We start from the raw sequence: 18,899 nt of genomic DNA, 5'->3' as shown, positions 1-18,899 counted from the left end.
GCCTGCTGGCAAACAGGCCCCCAGGGCCTGCGCCATGAGCCAGACCGGGCGCAACGATGGCCAAAAGCCATGCTCTCCGGCTGGCGCCATCTGCCAAGCCGCCTTGAAAAGAAGGAGCAAATTCAGGGGGGCAAAAAGCCGTCCAGCGCAATTTCTACTAGGACCCAATGCTATTGTTTGAGGAGCTGATTTGACTGCTTCAGCGGCTATTCCACCGTGACGCTTTTGGCGAGGTTGCGGGGCTTGTCCACGTCGGTGCCGCGCGCCACGGCGGTGTGGTAGGAGAGCAGTTGCAGCGGCACGGCGTGCAAGATGGGCGAGAGCAGGCCGTAGTGCTCGGACATGCGGATGACGTGCAGGCCCTCGCCGCTTTCGATGCGCGTGCCGGCATCGGCTAGCACGTAGAGCACGCCGCCGCGCGCGCGCACTTCCTGGAGGTTGCTTTTGAGCTTTTCGAGCAGCGCGTCGTTGGGGGCGACGGTGACGACGGGCATGGCGCTGGTCACGAGCGCGAGCGGGCCGTGCTTGAGTTCGCCAGCGGCATAGGCTTCGGCGTGGATGTAGCTGATTTCCTTGAGCTTGAGCGCGCCTTCTTGCGCGATGGGGTAGTGCAGGCCACGGCCCAGGAAGAGGGCGTTTTCCTTGCTGGCGAACTGGCTGGCCCAGGAGATGATTTGCGGCTCCAGCGCGAGCACGGCTTGCAAGGCGGCGGGCAGGTGGCGCAAGGCCTTGAGGTGGGCGGCTTCGTCGGCGGCTGACAGGCGCGCGCGCGTTTTGGCCAGGGTGAGCGCAAGCAGAAACAGCCCCACAAGCTGGGTGGTGAAGGCTTTGGTGGAGGCCACGCCGATTTCAACGCCCGCGCGGGTGAGCAAGGCCAGGCGGCATTCGCGCGCCAGGGCGCTGGCGGCGACGTTGCAGATGGCGAGGGTGTGCGCCATGCCCAGGCTTTGGGCGTGGCGCAGGGCGGCCAAGGTGTCGGCGGTTTCGCCGCTTTGGCTGACGGTGACCACGAGCGTGCGCGCGTCGGGCACGGACTGGCGGTAGCGGTATTCGCTGGCGATTTCCACGCTGCAGGGCAGGGCGGCAAGGGCTTCGATCCAGTCGCGCGCCACGCAGCCGGCGTAGTAGCTGGTGCCGCAGGCGAGGATGAGCACGCGCTCGATTTGTGCGAAGGCGCTGGCGGCGTCGCTTTGGCCGCTGGCGCCGGTTTTGTCGAACAGGGCAGGGGTGATGGCTTGCACGCCTTCGAGCGTGTCGGCAATGGCACGGGGCTGCTCGAAGATTTCTTTTTGCATGTAGTGGCGATACGGCCCCAGCTCGACCGCGCCGCCGCTGGCCGGCACGGTTTGCACGGGGCGGCTGGCGGCGTCCAGGCGGCGGCCCCGGGCGTCGGCAATCCAGTATTTGCCGGGCTGCACGTCGGCGATGTCGCCTTCTTCCAGGTAGATGATTTGGTCGCTCACGCCCGCCAGCGCCAGGGCGTCGCTGGCCAGCCAGGTTTCGCCGTGGGCCGTGAGGCCCAGCACCAGCGGCGAGCCAGCGCGTGCGCCAATCAGGCGGTGGGGTTCATCGCGGTGCAGCACGGCGATGGAGTAGCTGCCGCGCAGGTGGGCGCAGGCGGCCTGCACGGCTTCAAACAGATCGCCCTCGTAGAGGCTGTCGATGAGGTGGACGATGACTTCGGTGTCGGTCTGGCTGGCGAAGCGGTAGCCCCGGGCCTGAAGGCGCGCGCGCAGCTCTTCATGGTTTTCGATGATGCCGTTGTGCACCAGCGTGACGCGGCCCTGGGCGTCATCGCCTGTTTGCGCGAGCGGCCCCATGCTGAAGTGCGGATGGGCGTTGTCAATGGCGGGCGCGCCGTGTGTGGCCCAGCGCGTGTGCGCGATGCCGGTGCAGCCGTGCAGGTTTTCAGCCTGCGCCTGGCGGGCCAGATCGGCCACGCGCGCAATGCCGCGCACCCGCGCCAGCCCGCGCCCGGTGTGCACGGCCACGCCGCAGGAGTCGTACCCCCGGTATTCCAGCCGCTGCAAGCCCTGTATCAGCAAGCCCACGATGTCGCGCGAAGAAACCGCGCCTACGATGCCGCACATGTTTTTCTATCCTCTTGAACGGGTGATGCGAAGGGGCGATGCTAGGCTCTATGAGATGAAATGTGCTGTTGAAAAATCAGGTTTTAAGAATTCAAATTTCATTTTGGAGTAAACACGAAATCTGATTTCGTAAAAATATCTTTTATGGAAGAAGCGGAACTGGATGCGGTGGACTGGGCTTTGCTGGATGCCTTGCAGCAGGATGCGGCTTTGAGCAATCAGGCGCTGGCCGCGCGCGTGCATGTGTCGCCGCCCACGGCTTTGCGCCGCGTGCGGCGTTTGCATGAGCTGGGGCTGATTGAGCGGCAGGTGGCCGTTCTCAATGAAGACGCCGTGGCGCGGCGGCTGGGGCATGGGCTGAGCGTGATTGCCGAGGTGTCGCTGGACCGGCAGGGCAGCGAGTGGCTGGATGCCTTTGAGCGCCGCGCCGTGCAGGAAGCGGCCGTGCAGCAGTGCTGGCGCGTTTCGCCGGGGCCGGATTTCGTGCTGGTGCTGCGCGTGCGCGACATGCCCGGCTGGCATGCGCTGGCCCAGCGTTTGTTCACGCAGGATGCCAATGTGCGCAACGTGAAGACGTTTTTCGCCGTGCATCGCGGCAAGTTTGAAACGCGCCTGCCCCTTGACAAAGAGAAGGAGGCGGGCCGCTAAACAGGCCTGATTGCATTACAATCTGCCGCTTTTGCTTTTCTTGGAAGGACGCTTGACGGGCGTTCTTTCGTTTTTTCACGCTAGGGAAATATCCAATGCCAACCATCAATCAACTGGTGCGTCAGGGGCGGACGGTCGAGAAGATCAAGTCCAAAAGCCCCGCGATGCAAGACTGTCCGCAGCGCCGGGGCGTCTGCACCCGCGTTTACACCACAACGCCCAAGAAGCCGAATTCGGCCCTGCGCAAAGTCGCCAAAGTGCGCCTGACCAATGGTTTCGAGGTCATCTCCTACATCGGCGGCGAAGGCCATAACCTGCAAGAGCACTCGGTGGTGCTCGTGCGCGGCGGCCGCGTGAAGGACCTGCCGGGTGTGCGCTACCACATCGTGCGCGGCTCGCTCGACTTGCAAGGCGTGAAAGACCGCAAGCAGGCGCGTTCCAAGTACGGCGCCAAGCGTCCGAAGAAGGCTTGAGCGTCTTTTTCGCAGTGAGTGAATCAAAAAAAGGTGTCTGAATCGGAAGGCTGACGGCCCGGATTCAGGCGTAGTGATCGAAGACAAAGATCGAGTAAGTGCAGGCCCCGGATGGACCTGCGAGGCAGCCAGGCCAAACATGACGCGCCCCGGCTGTCGGCTGAAGCAAATGAGGTGAAACATGCCACGTCGTCGCGAAGTTCCCAAGCGTGAAATCCTGCCGGATCCCAAGTACGGCAATGTCGAGCTGTCCAAGTTCATGAACGTCATCATGGAAGGCGGCAAAAAAGCAGTGGCCGAGCGCATCATTTATGGTGCGCTGGAACACATGGAAAAGAAAAGCGGCAAAGACCCGCTGGAGCTTTTTTCCACGGCCATCAACAACGTCAAGCCCGTGGTGGAAGTCAAGTCCCGCCGTGTGGGTGGCGCCAACTATCAGGTGCCCGTGGAAGTGCGTCCGGTGCGCCGCCTGGCGCTGTCGATGCGCTGGATCAAGGAAGCGGCCCGCAAACGCGGCGAGAAATCCATGGCTTTGCGCCTTGCCAATGAACTGCTGGAAGCCAATGAAGGCCGTGGCGGCGCCATGAAAAAGCGCGATGAAGTGCACCGCATGGCCGAGGCCAACAAGGCATTCAGCCACTTCCGCTTTTGAGCATCAAGTCGTTCCCGTTTTAGTTGTTTGAAATGCGGCCCGCCACTGTGCGGGCCTGCATGTTTCAAGAAAGAGATTCATCATGGCTCGCAATACCCCCATCGAGCGCTATCGCAACATTGGCATTTCTGCGCACATTGACGCTGGCAAGACAACGACCACCGAACGCATCTTGTTTTACACAGGTGTGAATCACAAGCTGGGCGAGGTGCATGACGGCGCTGCCACCATGGACTGGATGGAGCAGGAGCAAGAGCGCGGCATCACGATTACTTCGGCGGCCACGACCTGCTTCTGGAAGGGCATGGACATGTCCTATCCGGCTCACCGCTTCAACATCATTGACACCCCGGGCCACGTGGACTTCACGATCGAGGTTGAACGCTCCATGCGTGTGCTGGACGGCGCCTGCATGGTGTATTGCGCCGTGGGCGGTGTGCAGCCGCAGTCTGAAACAGTTTGGCGCCAGGCCAACAAATACAAAGTGCCGCGTCTGGCTTTTGTAAACAAGATGGACCGCACGGGCGCCAATTTCTTCAAGGTGGTCGAGCAGATTCAAACGCGCCTGAAAGGCAATCCGGTGCCCATCGTCATCCCCATTGGGGCGGAAGAGAACTTCCAGGGCGTGGTGGATTTGCTCAAGATGAAAGCCATCATCTGGGATGAAGCCAGCCAGGGCATGAAGTTCGAATACAAGGATGTTCCGGCAGAACTTCTGGATACCGCCAAGGAGTGGCGCGAAAAGATGGTGGAGGCTGCGGCTGAAGCCAACGAGGAGCTGATGAACAAGTACCTGGAAGAGGGCGGCTTGTCAGAAGATGAGATCAAGCAAGGCTTGCGTCAGCGCACGATTGCCACGGAAGTTCAGCCCATGCTTTGCGGCACGGCCTTCAAGAACAAAGGCGTGCAGCGCATGCTGGATGCGGTGATCGATTTTCTACCTTCGCCAGTGGATATTCCGCCGGTGGCTGGCACCGATGAGGATGAGCAGCCTGTGACCCGCAAGGCGGATGATGGCGAGAAGTTCTCTGCGCTGGCTTTCAAATTGATGACGGATCCTTTTGTGGGGCAGCTGACCTTCGTGCGCGTGTATTCAGGCGTTCTGAAGAAAGGCGACACGGTGCTCAATACCGTCAAAGGCAAGAAAGAACGTATCGGCCGTATCGTGCAGATGCACGCCAACAACCGCGAAGAAATCGAGGAAATCATTGCAGGCGATATTGCTGCCTGCGTGGGCTTGAAGGAAGTGACGACAGGCGAAACGTTGTCTGATCCATCGGCGCCTGTCATCCTGGAGCGCATGGTGTTCCCCGAGCCTGTGATTGCCCAGGCGGTGGAGCCCAAGTCCAAGGCTGACCAGGAGAAGATGGGCATCGCCTTGTCGCGCCTGGCTGCTGAAGATCCGTCGTTCCGTGTGCGCACGGATGAAGAGTCTGGTCAGACCATCATCGCCGGTATGGGCGAGCTGCACCTTGAAATCATCGTGGATCGCATGAAGCGCGAGTTCAATGTGGAGGCCAATGTGGGCAAGCCCCAGGTGGCTTACCGCGAGACTGTGCGCAAAGCAGTTTCCGATGTGGAAGGCAAGTTTGTGCGCCAATCAGGCGGCAAGGGCCAGTATGGTCACGTTGTGTTCCGCCTGGAGCCGAACGAGCCGGGCAAGGGCTTCGAGTTCATCGACGAAATCAAGGGCGGCGTCGTGCCGCGCGAATACATCCCTGCAGTGCAAAAGGGTGTGGAAGAAGCATTGACCAGCGGCGTGCTGGCGGGCTACCCCGTTGTTGATGTGAAGGTGGCGCTCACCTTCGGCTCATACCACGACGTGGACTCGTCTGAGCAGGCGTTCAAGATGGCTGCCATCTTTGGTTTCAAGGAAGCAGCGCGCAAAGCCAATCCTGTCATTCTGGAACCCATGATGGCGGTGGAAGTGGAAACGCCTGAAGAGTACGCTGGCACGGTTATGGGCGATCTTTCAAGCCGCCGTGGCATGGTTCAGGGTATGGACGATATGGTGGGCGGTGGCAAAGCCATCAAGGCGGAAGTTCCGCTTTCCGAAATGTTTGGCTATGCAACTTCGCTGCGCTCCATGACGCAAGGTCGCGCCAACTACACGATGGAATTCAAGCATTATGCAGAGGCGCCCAAGAATGTAGCCGACGCCATCATTGCGGCGCGCGCCAAATAAGCGTTTCTGGAAAGAACTGCCAGTGTTCGCGACAAGCGGGCTTGGCAGTGCTTTCATTTTGGCGAGCGAGGTGCTTGCCAGGTCTGCGATGTGGAGTCCGCGTTGCGCCCGTGCGATGCGATCAATGGCATCCAGATGCAGACTTGAAACCAGTACGCGGGCATTGTTCATTCAATTCAGTAAAGGAAAGCCATCATGGCGAAAGAGAAATTCGAGCGGACGAAGCCGCACGTAAACGTAGGCACGATTGGTCACGTTGACCACGGCAAGACCACGCTGACGGCGGCGATCACGACCGTGCTGTCCAAGAAGTTTGGCGGCCAAGCCAAAGCTTATGACCAGATTGACGCTGCTCCCGAAGAAAAAGCGCGCGGCATCACCATCAATACGGCACACGTGGAATACGAAACGGCCACGCGCCACTACGCCCACGTGGACTGCCCCGGTCACGCCGACTACGTCAAGAACATGATCACCGGCGCAGCCCAGATGGACGGCGCCATCCTTGTTGTCTCTGCTGCTGACGGCCCCATGCCGCAAACGCGCGAACACATCCTGCTGTCCCGTCAAGTCGGTGTGCCCTACATCATCGTCTTCCTCAACAAAGCCGACATGGTTGACGACGCCGAGCTGCTCGAACTCGTGGAAATGGAAGTTCGCGAACTTCTCTCCAAATACGAATTCCCTGGCGACGACACCCCCATCATCAAAGGCTCCGCCAAACTCGCTCTGGAAGGCGATACAGGCGAGTTGGGCGAACAAGCCATCCTGAAGCTGGCAGATGCTCTGGACAGCTACATCCCCACGCCTGAGCGCGCGGTGGACGGCACCTTCCTCATGCCCGTAGAAGACGTCTTCTCCATCTCTGGTCGTGGCACCGTGGTCACTGGTCGCGTGGAACGCGGCGTCATCAAAGTTGGCGAAGAAATCGAAATCGTCGGCATTCGCCCCACACAGAAAACCACCTGCACCGGCGTCGAAATGTTCCGCAAACTGCTGGATCAAGGTCAAGCAGGCGATAACGTCGGCATTTTGCTGCGCGGCACCAAGCGCGAAGAGGTGGAGCGTGGCCAGGTTCTGGCCAAGCCGGGCACTATCACGCCGCACACGCACTTTACTGGCGAGGTCTATGTGCTCAGCAAGGAAGAAGGCGGTCGTCACACGCCCTTCTTCAACAACTATCGTCCTCAGTTTTACTTCCGCACCACGGACGTCACAGGCTCCATTGAGCTGCCTGAAGGCAAGGAAATGGTCATGCCTGGTGACAACGTGAGCATCACGGTCAAGCTGATTGCGCCGATCGCCATGGAAGAAGGTCTGCGCTTTGCCATCCGCGAAGGCGGCCGCACGGTGGGCGCTGGCGTGGTGGCAAAAATTATTGAGTAAGGCGAGTGTCGAGATGCTCAAGCAAAAAATCCGTATTCGCCTTAAAGCGTTTGACTACAAGCTGATTGATCAATCTGCCGCTGAAATTGTTGATACAGCCAAACGCACTGGCGCTGTCGTCAAGGGGCCAGTGCCATTGCCAACGCGCATGCGCCGTTTCGACATCTTGCGCTCGCCGCATGTGAACAAGACAAGTCGCGATCAGTTTGAAATTCGCACGCATCAACGCTTGATGGATATCGTCGATCCGACCGATAAAACGGTCGATGCTTTGATGAAACTTGATCTGCCTGCGGGCGTTGATGTTGAGATCAAGTTGCAATGACGCAGCTTGACAGCAGTGAACTGACGATGAAGGGTGCCTGAAACGCAAGTTTGCTGCTATACTTCTCCTCTTGCCTTGAAGCAACTCTTAACTTTTTGAGTGCTTTGAGGCAAGTCGTTCAACCCTCTTTCGCATATCAACACACGGGCCAATTGCAGAACGTGTGGCGAAAGTTTAGGAGCTATAAATGAGTCAAAGCAATCGTTTGGGATTGCTTGGGCGCAAGGTTGGTATGACGCGTTTTTTTACCGATGACGGCGAATCTGTTCCCGTCACGGTGGTGGATGTGTCTAACAATCGTGTGACCCAAGTTAAAACCCAAGAAAATGACGGATATGTCGCTATTCAAGTGACGTTCGGTTCGCGTCGTTCGTCTCGTGTTACCAAGCCGCAAGCGGGGCACCTCTCTAAAGCAGGAGTGGAGGCTGGAGAGATTGTTCGTGAATTTCGCGTTGATGAGGCGGTGGCGAGTAAATATCCCGCAGGGTCCGTTTTGCCGCTTGTGGATATATTTGCGAGCGGTCAGAAAGTGGATGTTCAGGGAACATCTATCGGCAAGGGTTATGCGGGTACGATAAAGCGTCATAACTTTGGGTCGCAGCGCGCTTCTCATGGCAATAGTCGCTCGCATAATGTTCCTGGTTCTATCGGCATGGCCCAGGATCCGGGACGGGTTTTTCCCGGTAAAAAGATGACGGGGCACTTGGGGTGCGAATCCGTCACAACCCAAAATCTTGATCTGTTTCGTGTGGACGCTGAGCGTCAATTGCTGCTCATTAAAGGAGCTGTTCCGGGTTCCAAAGGCGGCTTTGTAACGGTGCGTCCCGCCATCAAAAGTCGGTCGGCTGCCAAAGGAGATGCTCAATGATGCAAATTGATCTTCTTAATGAGCAAGGGCAGGCTGTATCGAAGTTGGATGTGCCCGAGACTGTTTTTGGTCGCGAATACAATGAGGCACTGGTGCATCAGCTGGTGGTTGCTTATCAGGCAAATGCCCGTCAAGGGACTCGTGCGCAAAAAGATCGCGAGGCGGTTCGCCATTCTACTAAAAAGCCTTTTCGTCAAAAAGGAACGGGTAACGCTCGCGCTGGTATGACGTCTTCGCCTCTGTGGCGTGGGGGCGGACGTATCTTTCCGAATTCTCCGGAAGAAAATTTCAGCCAGAAAATCAATAAAAAAATGTATCGTGCTGGAATGGCTTCCATCTTTTCGCAATTGGTACGCGAGGGGCGTATTGCTGCTGTTGAGTCCATAAAGCTGGATGCGCCGAAAACCAAATTGTTTGCGTCTAGGCTTAAGGCAATGAATCTGCCTGAAACGGTTTTGCTAATTGCTGACGAAGTGGATGAGAATCTGTTTTTAGCTTCTCGTAATCTCTGCGGTGCGCTGGTGGTAGAGCCGCGTTATGCAGATCCTGTTTCGCTTGTGCATTATAAAAAAGTGCTGGTTACTAAAGGCGCTATCGAAATGTTGAAGGAGATGTTCTCATGAGCCGAGTTAATCCGACTCCCGCAGAACGCAAGTTTGACGAAGGGCGCTTGATGCAAGTTCTTGTTGCGCCTGTCGTTTCGGAGAAGGCAACCCTTGCTGCGGAAAAGTCTAACGCAGTGGTTTTCAAGGTGCTTCAGGATGCCACCAAGCTAGAAATAAAGGCTGCCGTTGAGTTGATGTTTCCGGTGAAAGTGCAAAGCGTTTCTGTTGTTAATGTAAAAGGCAAGGCTAAGCGTTTTGGTCGAAGCATTGGCCGCCGCTCCAACGTGCGCAAGGCCTATGTGTTGCTGAAAGAGGGGCAAGACCTCAACTTTTCCGGGGAGGCTGCGTAATTTATGGCTGTTATTAAAATGAAACCGACCTCGCCCGGCCGCCGTGCTGCGGTGAAGGTGACGCGTGATCATCTTTATAAAGGGGCGGCTTATGCTCCTCTTCTAGAAGCACAGTCCCAGAAAGCGGGTCGCAATAATAATGGTCATATCACGACGCGTCACAGAGGTGGCGGACACCGTCATCATTATCGAATCGTGGATTTCCGTCGCGATAAAGATGGAATCCCCGCAAAAGTCGAACGTATCGAATATGATCCTAATCGCTCGGCTCATATTGCTTTGGTGTGTTATGCGGATGGTGAGCGCCGCTATATCATTGCGCCGCGTGGAGTAGAGCCAGGTACGCAGCTGCTGAGCGGATCTGAATCTCCGATTCGTGTCGGTAATGCGTTGCCAATTCGCAATATCCCTGTGGGTTCCACAATTCACTGTATAGAATTGAAACCAGGTGCTGGCGCGCAAATTGCCCGATCTGCTGGAGCTTCTGCAACGCTGTTGGCTCGTGAAGGGGTCTATGCCCAAGTCAGGATGCGATCTGGCGAAGTCCGAAAAATCCATATTGAATGCCGGGCTACGATTGGCGAAGTTGCCAACGAAGAGCATAGTTTGCGTCAGTATGGCAAAGCAGGTGTCAAGCGCTGGATGGGGATTCGCCCGACGGTGCGCGGCGTCGTTATGAATCCGATTGATCACCCGCATGGCGGTGGTGAAGGCCGTACGGGTGAGGGGCGTGCTCCGGTTGATCCGTGGGGTAATTTGACCAAAGGTTATCGCACTCGCAACAACAAGCGCACCCAAAATATGATTGTGTCGCGTCGTAAAAAATAAGAGGTAGCAAATGACTCGTTCTCTCAAAAAGGGTCCGTTTGTTGACCATCATCTGTTGGCCAAAGTTGATAAGGCCGCAGCCTCAAAAGATAAAAGGCCCATTAAAACGTGGTCGCGCCGCTCGATGATCTTGCCTGAATTTATCGGTTTGACGATCGCTGTCCACAATGGAAAGCAACATGTGCCAGTTTACGTGACTGACCAAATGGTGGGTCACAAGCTCGGTGAATTTGCACTGACGCGTACCTTTAAGGGGCATGCGGCGGACAAAAAAGCCAAGAAATAAGGATCTGACCAATGGAAACTCGTGCAGTCCTACGTGGCGTGCGTCTCTCTGCTGACAAGGGACGCCTTGTGGCTGATCTGATTCGCGGCAAGAAAGTGGAGCAGGCGCTCAACATTCTTGCATTCACGCCCAAGAAAGCCGCAGTTATTGTCAAGAAAGTGCTGGAGTCGGCGGTTGCCAATGCCGAGCATAATGACTCTGCTGATATTGATGAGCTGCGTGTTACCTCAATTTATATTGAACAGGGCACAACCCTCAAGCGCTTCACGGCTCGCGCTAAAGGTCGTGGCAACCGTATCAGCAAACCGACGTGCCATGTGTACGTGACGGTTGGTTATTGAAAGGCGGTATTCATGGGACAGAAAATTCATCCTACTGGTTTTCGCCTTGCGGTCAGCCGTAACTGGGCGAGTCGCTGGTATGCCAACAACCGTGATTTCGCTGGTATGCTGGCGGAAGATGTGAAGGTGCGAGAGTACCTGAAAGCGAAGCTGAAAAATGCAGCTGTTTCTCGCGTTTTGATTGAGCGGCCTGCTAAAAGCGCGCGCATTACCATTTATTCTGCTCGTCCGGGCGTGGTGATTGGTCGCAAAGGCGAAGATATTGAAAAGCTCAAGAAGGATCTGGCCGAGAAGCTGGGAGTGCCGGTCGCGGTTAATATCGAAGAAGTTCGCAAGCCTGAAGTGGATGCACAGTTGATTGCCGACAGCATCACGCAGCAGCTTGAAAAGCGCATCATGTTCCGCCGGGCCATGAAGCGCGCCATGCAGAATGCGATGCGTCTTGGCGCTCAGGGCATCAAGATTATGTCTTCTGGCCGCTTGAATGGCATTGAGATTGCCCGTACCGAATGGTATCGGGAAGGTCGCGTGCCGCTTCATACTTTGCGCGCCGATATTGACTATGGTTTTAGCGAAGCCAAGACGACATATGGCGTTATCGGCGTCAAGGTGTGGGTCTACAAAGGGGACACGCTGGGACGCAGCGATGTTCCCTCACTGGATAGCACACCTCGTCCCGAGGGAGATGAGCGCCGTGGGCCGCGCTCTGCTCGGCGGGGTGCTTCTCGTCGTGACCGGACTGTTGCAAATGCCGCTCCTGTTGATGGCAGCGACAAACCTGCAGAAGCAACAGGAGGTGATGCCAAATTAGCCGTTAAGCGCGTTCGTCAAGTCGCCGCGCCCGCTGCAGCAGCGGACGGCGCTCAAGGAGAATAAATATGCTGCAACCTGCACGCAGAAAATATCGCAAGGAACAGAAGGGCCGGAATACCGGTCTGGCGACTCGTGGAAATACTGTCGCTTTTGGTGAATTTGGACTGAAATCAACAGATCGCGGTCGACTGACGGCCCGGCAGATTGAAGCCGCGCGTCGTGCCATCACGCGTCATGTCAAGCGTGGTGGCCGTATTTGGATTCGTGTGTTTCCAGACAAGCCAATTTCTACCAAACCTGCAGAAGTTCGTATGGGTAATGGCAAAGGCAACCCTGAGTACTATGTGGCTGAGATTCAGCCAGGTAAGGTGCTCTATGAAATTGTCGGTGTTCCCGAGGTGCTGGCACGGGAAGCTTTTGCTCTGGCTGCTGCCAAGTTGCCGCTGCGGACAACTTTTGTGACCCGCATGATTGGTCAGTAATCCAGAAAGGACTAAGCAGATGAACGCCAAAGAACTGCGCCAGAAGGACGAAGCTGCGCTAAAAGCAGAGGTCAAGGAATTGCAGAAGGCGCATTTTAACTTGCGCATGCAGAAAGCGACCCAGCAATTGAACAATACCAGTCAATTGCGTATGACGCGCCGTGCGATTGCACGGGCGAAAACTATTCTTGCCGAAAAGAAGGCTGCAGCCAAATAAGGAAGTGACATGACGGAAGAAAAAAAATCCCTCAAGCGCACCCTCGTTGGTAAAGTGGTCAGTGACAAGCGTGCCAAAACGGTGACGGTGCTTATTGAGCGACGGGTGAAACATCCGATTTACGATAAGATTGTGGTCAAATCCAGCAAGTATCATGCTCATGATGAGAAAGGTGAGTACAAGCTGGGCGATGTGGTAGAGATCACGGAGAGCCGTCCCATTTCAAAGACGAAGAATTGGGTGGCTACTCGTTTGGTGCAAAAAGCCTCTGTGGTTTGATGCGGCCAGATAACCTTTGAGAAAAGGTGTTTTATAAAACCCGCGCTTCGCGCGGGTTTTATTTTGCCCGTTGGATAGGCTTTGGATGCTCACATTTATATGTATTTGATTGATGTCGCTGGATGGCCAAAGATGGGTTGATTAATGGCTTTGCTGCTGCGACCGATATCTTGCTTGATGACGGCAGATCTTGTTAATTTGAATTTCATGATTTTTGCGCCATGAAAATGCACCAACCAGTTGCTCATTTGTCATTCGAAACCTCGTTAGGCATGATGCGCCTGGCCGCTTCTGTGCAGGGTCTGTCTGGCGCATGGTTTGTGCAGGGGCAAAAGGACTGCCCCGATATCAGCGGCTGGGGAGAGGAGCGGTCTGATCACGAGGTGCTGGCGCAGGCAATGTGCGAAATCAATGATTTTTTAGCGGGGAAGCGAAATAGCTTTGACGTGCCTCTGGACTTGTCCGCCGGAACACCTTTTCAACAAGCCGTTTGGCGCGCTTTGATGGGCATTCCATTTGGCTCTTCCTGTAGTTATGGAAAGATAGCTGCCGTTATTGGGCGTTCCGGGGCGGTGCGTGCGGTTGGGGCGGCGGTGGGAGCCAATCCCATCAGCATCATTGTTCCCTGTCATCGGGTTCTGGGAGGGAATGGTTCGTTGACGGGTTATTCAGGGGGACTGTCCAGAAAGGCGGCGCTGTTGCGCGTGGAGGGCTGGGCGATGGAGCATTTTGTGAATGGCGAATTACCTCGTCATTTAAGACCCTTGCCTCCAAGAGGACAGACGAAAAAATTTGATTTGCAAGAGAACGATGGATGCGATTGGCTGAAATTACCACCCTACAGCTGAAGTTTGTCTGGCCAGACGGTGCAAGGTTAGATATATGGAGAGCTTGGTGGAGTTAAAAACATTCAATGTCATTGGGAAGTAACTTGATAATTAGTGGAAATTGATTGCAGCCAGCCGGGTGAATAACAGTGGCAAAGCCGCTACTGCCCCTTGTCGCTGCACATGGCAAGGCGCTTGATCTCGCCAAAGAAGTTTTTGATTGGATAACGCCTGCTGTCCATGCGTTCGGCGATTGACAGTTGCATGCAGCGGCCGGGCCATCTGCGAGAGCATCGCTTTCACCTTCTCGCCTCAAGCGCTTGAATCAGCCCGTTGGCATCGCGTTTTGTTGGGCAAGCTACGTTCCAAACGCGAGGCCATCAATACGCGAACGCCCTATAGGATGATTTCGAGCCGCTCTTTTGTGCTTGTCTGTGGCAGCAGGCTTTCATGCTTGTGGTATTCGTCATGGCGTATTCCTATCGGGCTTGCCGCTTGCCACATCGCAGATGCCCGTGTGAAGCACATCGGTCTTGATTCAATCGCGGCCGCGTCTGAACTTATGCTGCGGCGTTGCCGGCACGTATCGTTTATCACGCGGCCTCGATGGATAGACGGTGGCCCGCACTCTTTTGCCCTGTATCGCCAGGCTTTGCAGGATCAAGGCAGGGTTATAAATTTCTACTGTTTTGCGCTTAATGCTTTTGCATCGTCGCACAGTGGATATGTCCATTTTCAAAAAAACCAACTGCTTGTGCTTGAGAAAGCCAAAAATGGGCTTTGCAGTCTGCGAGGCTTTCAAAACCGGAATGCGGTTTGTCTGGAGCAAGAGGCAGGCGCGCTTCGCTCGCTGTGGGCGGGTGCGGAATGAACGGGAGGGTCTTTCGAGCTGCTCCTGGCTTGCCCGGTTCGTCTTGAGGTATTAGAAATAGGAGCAAATTCAAGGGGGTAAAACGCATTCTTGCGTACATTGCACTAGGACATCGTGCTATGAATAAAGAAGCTAGAAGTGCTGCTTCGCCCTTGGCTCAGGTTTGGCTATTCCGATTCGATCACTTCTCTCGCAGGCAGGGCAAGCGGCGAATAGACTTTTAGTTTGACGAATGCGCTTGCGTGTATCGGCGCTGCTGCGCGCGGATGGGCATGCAATGAGACGGAATCATGGGCCGTCAAAATCAAGGCCAATGAGTGAAACGCTTTTTCAATTTACGCCTTGCTGATTTTGAAAGGCATGAGGCAATCATTTTATGAATAGCGGCGCATTAAGCATATTCAGCTTATTTGTGACGCGAATGGCAGACCCAAATGAAACGGCGCTGGCGTTGTCAGGTGGGGGGCGGCTTGGCGGGCGAGTTGAATACTGGAACTGGCGCGCCGCGTTTTAGCGCACCCATACGCCGCGCGCCAGCATAACGGCGGCGATGGGGATGAGCGTCATCACGTGTGCTTCCACCATCACCAGCCGGCGCGTGCGGTTGAGCGCGGCGGCATCGGGCAAGATGCCTGTGGCATCCAGATTGCGCTGCCAGCGGCGAATGTCGCGGTGCACGAATATTCCCAAGCCGACCATGATGACGAACAGCGTGATCTTGATGTGCAGGAGCGGCTGCCCCCAGAGCCATTGGGCGCTTTTGACGCTGAACTGCACTCGCGCCAGCCCGCTGAGCAATACGGCGGCGGCAAAAATGGTGACCCAGCGGTCCAGCACGGCCAGCCTGCGGATGGCGGCGGCGTTGGCCCAGTCGCTGCGGCACAGCGCCGCCTGGCTGGCGATGAAAACGGTCAGGCTCAGAAAGGCCAGAATATGGCAATAGGCAAGAATGGATTCGAGCAGCATGATGGCGCGCGATTGTGGCAGCGGGCGCGGCAGAAGCTGACGGCTGGCGCGCCTGCCCGCATGGACGGCATGGACACTGTGCGATCATGCGCGGTCTGTCTGTTTCCGCCGCTATTGCCGCAAGAGTTTCTCCATGCCTGACGACAAACACCACGCCAAGCCGCAAATTGATGTGCGCACGCTCAATTTGGCCCAGCTCAAGATGCTGGCTGACAAAGGCAGCCGGCGCGCGCGCGCCGAATTGGAGGCGCGCATGAGGGCGATGTCGGCGGGCGCCGCGCCTGAAGCCGCCAGCCGCGCCCGCAGCGGCGCACCAGCGCAGCCTTCAGCTTCTTCGGGATTCGCGCCGGTCACGGATTTTTCCGCGCTTTTGGCGCAGCCGGCTTCATTGCAGGGCAGCGCGCCGCAGCCGTCGCCAGCCGCCATGCCTCTTTCGCGAGCTGCGGTACCGCCCATGCCTGCCGTGCCAGCGGCACAGAACGAGCCGCTTCATGAACATGACGCCATGCTGGAGCGCCTGCACTTGCTGGGCCAGCAGGAAGACGCGCGCCGCCGCACTGAAGGGCCGCCGCGGCTGGTGGGCATGGTGCTGATGGGCTGGGGCGGGCTGGTCGTGTTGGCCGGTTTGGTCACCATACTGGCAGGCAGCCATTACCGGGGCATTGGCGGCTATTACCTTTTGGGGGGCGTGCTGTGCGCAGTGGCAGGCAAGCTGCTGTGGAATAACCGCCGCCTGGCTATTTACGTGCATGCGGCTGCATCGGCGCTGATGTTGCTTTGGGGTATGTACTGGAGCCGCTCGGATGGCGTGTTTTCAGCGCTGATGCAGTCAGCGCCCATCTGGCTGTCTGCCTGCTGGATGGCCGTGGGAGCCATCCGGGATCCGCTGGAGTGAATTCCCCGGCCGTCCATGCAGCAAAAAGCCCCCTGGCGCACCGGACGCCAGGGGGCTTTTTGCTGGAATCAGGCGCGCGCCGCGCGCTGTTTTTGCTCCCAGCGTGATTTGCATTGGACGCAATGCTGGGTCATTGGCTCCACCTTCAAGCGCTCGAAGGGAATATTGCAGCCGCATTCCTCGCATTCGCCGTATTCGCCGGTTTCAATCAGCTCCAGCGCGCGATCAATGCGGGCCAAGTCGGCCGCGTCCAGCGCCGTCAGCGTGGCATCGACTTCGCGGGTCTGGTTGCTCAGGCGCGCGCTTTCGTCTTGCGAAACGCTGCCAGCGTGATTGACGGCGGGCGCCAGGTTCTCGCGGTTTTGCGCCATTTGCGCTTGCAGGTCACGGCGGCGCTCCAGCAGCAGTTCTTTTAATTCGGCGCGTTGGGCGGGTGTCAGTTTCGGGGTCATGATGCGAGCTTCTCCTGCAAAAAAATGTGTCGCTGGCACAGAATAGCATTCCTCATCTGTGCCATCGCGCATTCCAGAACAAGAAAGCCTGAAAGACACCCGCCATGTGCCAGCTGCTCGGCATGAATTGCAATACCCCGACCGATGTCACCTTCAGCTTCGCCGGCTTTGCGCAGCGCGGCGGGCGCACCGACCATCATGCCGATGGCTGGGGCATTGCCTTTTTTGAGGGGCGGGGCGCGCGCCTTTTCATTGACAGCAGCGCGGCCTGCTCTTCGCCCGTGGCCGAGCTGATTCGGCGCTACCCCATCAAAAGCAGGAACGTCATTTCCCACATTCGCAAGGCCACCGTGGGCGATGTGCGGCTGGAGAACTGCCACCCTTTCGTGCGTGAGCTGTGGGGGCGTTACTGGGTGTTTGCCCACAATGGCGATCTCAAGGACTACGCGCCGCGCCTGCACGGCCATTTTCACCCTGTGGGCGATACCGACAGCGAGCGCGCCTTTTGCTGGCTGATGCAGGAGCTGGCCAAGGCGCATGCCAGCGTGCCGCCCGTGGAGGAACTCACCCGCACTTTGCGCGAGCTGACGCCGCAGATTGCCTCGCATGGCACTTTCAACATGCTGCTGTCCAATGGCCAGGCGCTTTGGGCGCATGCTTCCACCAAGCTGTGCTACGTGGTGCGCCAGCACCCGTTTTCAAACGCGCGGCTGGCTGATGAAGACCTTTGCGTCAATTTCGCAGAGCACACCACCCCCAGCGACCGCGTGGCCGTGGTTGCCACCACGCCGCTCACATCCAACGAGCAGTGGACGCCCTTTGCGCCCGGCGAGCTGAAAGTGTTCGTGGACGGCGCGCCTGTGGCGTGAAAAGAGCCGCTTGAGGCATCCGGTTTCAGGCATCAAACCGCCCTGAAGCGCCCGTGGAATGGGCGCAGGCAGCTATCTTTTTGGGAGTGAAGGCGCAAACGGCGCTTTCCAAACGGCGCTTTCTATTCGCCGGCTTTGGCGTCCATGCGCCTGAGCGCCTGGGCGAAGGCTTGCAGGGTTTGCGGGGGCACTTCGCCCACGGCGGTCAGCCACCAGCCGCTGGCTGGCGCGGGCAGGCGCAGCATCAGGCTGTGGGTGGCGCCCATCGCAAGCAGGCCGCCGCGCGTGTGACGGCGGGCGTCGTAGGGTTCCAGAAAAAGGGAAACGGTGGCCAGGCCGTCGGAAAAAATCCACTGCACCACGCCGCCTGCGCCGGAAGCGTTTGATGCGCCGCCGTGCTGGTAGCACTGGCGGGGCCGAAAGCCCGGCACGGGGCTGGCAAGCGTCCAGCCTTCGCTGTCGGCGCGGGTGGGGGCGTGGCCTGCTTTTTCAATGTGCCAGCCCTGGGTGTCATCCATCATCTGCGCGAGCTTGTCCGCCTCCAGCGGAGAGCTGAATTGCAGCTCTGAAAAGGCCGACTGCTCCAGCACGCGGCCTGCGGCGTCCAGCGTTTGCATCTTGATGACCAGGCCGGTGCGCCGCTCGCTCCAGATGCGGTAGCCATAGCGCCAGCCGTCTTGCGCAGCCAGGCGCACGATGTCGGCGTCAAACCCGGCCACGCGGCCCTGGCCTTCGGGGCGGGCGTCGTAGTAGCTGGCGACTTCGGCTTCTTCGCCGGGGCGCAGCTGGCCCTTGAAAAGGCTGCCGGATTCGCGCCGCTCGGCGCGGATGGTGCGCTGGCCAGGCTGGAAGATGAGGATGTCGTCATCGCGCCGGTACGTGGCGCGGGGCGGGCCGGAGAGGTTTTCCACGCGCTCGATTTCCTGCGTGCCCTGGCAGGCGTGCCAGATGCGGGCGCTGGAGAGCACGCCTTCAGGCGCGGAAACGACAAAAGTGCCGCTGTAGGCCGGCACGCGCGAGGCGCGTTGCAGGCGCGCCAGCCACTGGGCCACGGTGCGCGGCGGCGCTTCGGATTCGGAAACGGCGGGCGAAGCGGCTGGCTGCGCGGCGGCGGGCGCGCGGGTCTGGGCCAGCGCGGGGCTGAAGGCGGCCAGGCAAAGCAGGGCGGCGCAGGCGTTGCGGGTCATGCCG

At 57.8% G+C, this 18,899-nt stretch carries 24 protein-coding genes; 20 read left to right on the top strand and 4 right to left on the bottom strand.

Going from position 1 to position 18,899, the window contains the following annotated elements; all coding sequences use genetic code 11:
• Nucleotides 1-206: 206 nt before the first annotated feature.
• Nucleotides 207-2,090, bottom strand: a complete 1,884-nt coding sequence (gene glmS / locus ADJ79_RS05590; RefSeq protein ID WP_050715136.1) for a glutamine--fructose-6-phosphate transaminase (isomerizing) — start codon at nucleotides 2,088-2,090, stop codon at nucleotides 207-209.
• Nucleotides 2,091-2,234: 144 nt separating this feature from the next.
• Between glmS and ADJ79_RS05585 the strand changes: the two genes are divergently transcribed.
• The 18 genes from ADJ79_RS05585 (at nucleotide 2,235) to ADJ79_RS14955 (ending at nucleotide 14,526) form a co-directional block, all read left to right on the top strand.
• Entirely contained in the window at nucleotides 2,235-2,738 is a 504-nt protein-coding gene (locus ADJ79_RS05585) for an Lrp/AsnC family transcriptional regulator (RefSeq protein ID WP_050715135.1), read from the top strand.
• A 95-nt stretch (nucleotides 2,739-2,833) separates the two neighbouring features.
• Nucleotides 2,834-3,211, top strand: coding sequence for a 30S ribosomal protein S12 (gene rpsL, locus ADJ79_RS05580; protein ID WP_050715134.1), 378 nt, complete (start codon nucleotides 2,834-2,836; stop codon nucleotides 3,209-3,211).
• A 181-nt stretch (nucleotides 3,212-3,392) separates the two neighbouring features.
• On the top strand, nucleotides 3,393-3,863 hold the full coding sequence (gene rpsG, locus ADJ79_RS05575) for a 30S ribosomal protein S7 (protein ID WP_050715133.1): 471 nt from the start codon (nucleotides 3,393-3,395) through the stop codon (nucleotides 3,861-3,863).
• Between the two features lie 82 nt (nucleotides 3,864-3,945).
• Nucleotides 3,946-6,048 (top strand): elongation factor G, encoded by a 2,103-nt coding sequence (gene fusA, locus ADJ79_RS05570; RefSeq protein WP_050715132.1) that lies wholly within the window; start codon nucleotides 3,946-3,948, stop codon nucleotides 6,046-6,048.
• 195 nt (nucleotides 6,049-6,243) lie between these two features.
• Complete coding sequence (gene tuf, locus ADJ79_RS05565; protein ID WP_050715131.1) at nucleotides 6,244-7,434, top strand: elongation factor Tu; 1,191 nt, start codon at nucleotides 6,244-6,246, stop codon at nucleotides 7,432-7,434.
• A gap of 13 nt (nucleotides 7,435-7,447) precedes the next feature.
• Nucleotides 7,448-7,759, top strand: coding sequence for a 30S ribosomal protein S10 (rpsJ, locus tag ADJ79_RS05560; protein ID WP_050715130.1), 312 nt, complete (start codon nucleotides 7,448-7,450; stop codon nucleotides 7,757-7,759).
• Between the two features lie 187 nt (nucleotides 7,760-7,946).
• The gene (gene rplC, locus ADJ79_RS05555) at nucleotides 7,947-8,627 is read left to right on the top strand and encodes a 50S ribosomal protein L3 (RefSeq protein WP_050715129.1); all 681 of its coding nucleotides are present in this window, start codon (nucleotides 7,947-7,949) and stop codon (nucleotides 8,625-8,627) included.
• Nucleotides 8,627-9,250 carry a 50S ribosomal protein L4 gene (gene rplD, locus ADJ79_RS05550; protein WP_050716443.1) on the top strand — a complete coding sequence of 208 codons (624 nt, stop codon included), beginning with the start codon at nucleotides 8,627-8,629 and terminating at the stop codon, nucleotides 9,248-9,250. The genes rplC and rplD overlap by 1 nt, the downstream gene beginning before the upstream one ends.
• Nucleotides 9,247-9,582 (top strand): 50S ribosomal protein L23, encoded by a 336-nt coding sequence (gene rplW / locus ADJ79_RS05545; RefSeq protein ID WP_050715128.1) that lies wholly within the window; start codon nucleotides 9,247-9,249, stop codon nucleotides 9,580-9,582. The genes rplD and rplW overlap by 4 nt, the downstream gene beginning before the upstream one ends.
• Nucleotides 9,583-9,585: 3 nt before the next feature.
• Nucleotides 9,586-10,410 (top strand): 50S ribosomal protein L2, encoded by an 825-nt coding sequence (gene rplB, locus ADJ79_RS13100; RefSeq protein ID WP_082203142.1) that lies wholly within the window; start codon nucleotides 9,586-9,588, stop codon nucleotides 10,408-10,410.
• 10 nt (nucleotides 10,411-10,420) lie between these two features.
• Entirely contained in the window at nucleotides 10,421-10,696 is a 276-nt protein-coding gene (gene rpsS / locus ADJ79_RS13095) for a 30S ribosomal protein S19 (RefSeq protein ID WP_082203141.1), read from the top strand.
• A gap of 11 nt (nucleotides 10,697-10,707) precedes the next feature.
• Nucleotides 10,708-11,037: a 50S ribosomal protein L22 gene (gene rplV, locus ADJ79_RS05535; protein WP_050715126.1), complete on the top strand. Its 330-nt coding sequence runs from the start codon at nucleotides 10,708-10,710 to the stop codon at nucleotides 11,035-11,037.
• Between the two features lie 12 nt (nucleotides 11,038-11,049).
• Entirely contained in the window at nucleotides 11,050-11,913 is an 864-nt protein-coding gene (gene rpsC / locus ADJ79_RS05530; RefSeq protein ID WP_050715125.1) for a 30S ribosomal protein S3, read from the top strand.
• A 2-nt stretch (nucleotides 11,914-11,915) separates the two neighbouring features.
• Nucleotides 11,916-12,332, top strand: coding sequence for a 50S ribosomal protein L16 (rplP, locus tag ADJ79_RS05525; RefSeq protein ID WP_050715124.1), 417 nt, complete (start codon nucleotides 11,916-11,918; stop codon nucleotides 12,330-12,332).
• 19 nt (nucleotides 12,333-12,351) lie between these two features.
• Entirely contained in the window at nucleotides 12,352-12,549 is a 198-nt protein-coding gene (rpmC, locus tag ADJ79_RS05520; protein WP_050715123.1) for a 50S ribosomal protein L29, read from the top strand.
• Between the two features lie 9 nt (nucleotides 12,550-12,558).
• Complete coding sequence (gene rpsQ, locus ADJ79_RS05515; RefSeq protein WP_050715122.1) at nucleotides 12,559-12,828, top strand: 30S ribosomal protein S17; 270 nt, start codon at nucleotides 12,559-12,561, stop codon at nucleotides 12,826-12,828.
• Nucleotides 12,829-13,049: 221 nt separating this feature from the next.
• Nucleotides 13,050-13,676 carry a methylated-DNA--[protein]-cysteine S-methyltransferase gene (locus ADJ79_RS13090; RefSeq protein WP_082203140.1) on the top strand — a complete coding sequence of 209 codons (627 nt, stop codon included), beginning with the start codon at nucleotides 13,050-13,052 and terminating at the stop codon, nucleotides 13,674-13,676.
• A 232-nt stretch (nucleotides 13,677-13,908) separates the two neighbouring features.
• Nucleotides 13,909-14,526: a hypothetical protein gene (locus ADJ79_RS14955; protein ID WP_172674033.1), complete on the top strand. Its 618-nt coding sequence runs from the start codon at nucleotides 13,909-13,911 to the stop codon at nucleotides 14,524-14,526.
• Nucleotides 14,527-15,036: 510 nt separating this feature from the next.
• On the opposite strand, the gene ADJ79_RS05510 is transcribed toward ADJ79_RS14955, so the two are convergent.
• Nucleotides 15,037-15,492, bottom strand: coding sequence for a DUF2214 family protein (locus tag ADJ79_RS05510; protein ID WP_050715121.1), 456 nt, complete (start codon nucleotides 15,490-15,492; stop codon nucleotides 15,037-15,039).
• Nucleotides 15,493-15,625: 133 nt separating this feature from the next.
• On the opposite strand from ADJ79_RS05510, the gene ADJ79_RS05505 reads away from it, so the two are divergent.
• Nucleotides 15,626-16,387: a hypothetical protein gene (locus tag ADJ79_RS05505; RefSeq protein ID WP_050715120.1), complete on the top strand. Its 762-nt coding sequence runs from the start codon at nucleotides 15,626-15,628 to the stop codon at nucleotides 16,385-16,387.
• Between the two features lie 68 nt (nucleotides 16,388-16,455).
• Here the strand turns inward: ADJ79_RS05505 and ADJ79_RS05500 are convergent, their stop codons facing one another.
• A complete protein-coding gene (locus ADJ79_RS05500) occupies nucleotides 16,456-16,839 on the bottom strand; it encodes a TraR/DksA C4-type zinc finger protein (protein WP_050715119.1) in 384 nt (127 codons plus the stop codon).
• A gap of 104 nt (nucleotides 16,840-16,943) precedes the next feature.
• Here ADJ79_RS05500 and ADJ79_RS05495 point away from each other — a divergent pair, with 104 nt between their 5' ends.
• Nucleotides 16,944-17,708 carry a class II glutamine amidotransferase gene (locus tag ADJ79_RS05495; protein WP_050715118.1) on the top strand — a complete coding sequence of 255 codons (765 nt, stop codon included), beginning with the start codon at nucleotides 16,944-16,946 and terminating at the stop codon, nucleotides 17,706-17,708.
• A 122-nt stretch (nucleotides 17,709-17,830) separates the two neighbouring features.
• On the opposite strand, the gene ADJ79_RS05490 is transcribed toward ADJ79_RS05495, so the two are convergent.
• Nucleotides 17,831-18,895, bottom strand: coding sequence for a MucB/RseB C-terminal domain-containing protein (locus ADJ79_RS05490; RefSeq protein WP_050715117.1), 1,065 nt, complete (start codon nucleotides 18,893-18,895; stop codon nucleotides 17,831-17,833).
• Between the last annotated feature and the right edge of the window lie 4 nt (nucleotides 18,896-18,899).

This window comes from Ottowia sp. oral taxon 894 (assembly GCF_001262075.1).
Taxonomy (GTDB): Bacteria; Pseudomonadota; Gammaproteobacteria; order Burkholderiales; family Burkholderiaceae_C; genus Ottowia; species Ottowia massiliensis.
Note: the sequence above shows the minus strand (reverse complement) of the source record. Positions and strands in the feature narration are given on the sequence as shown.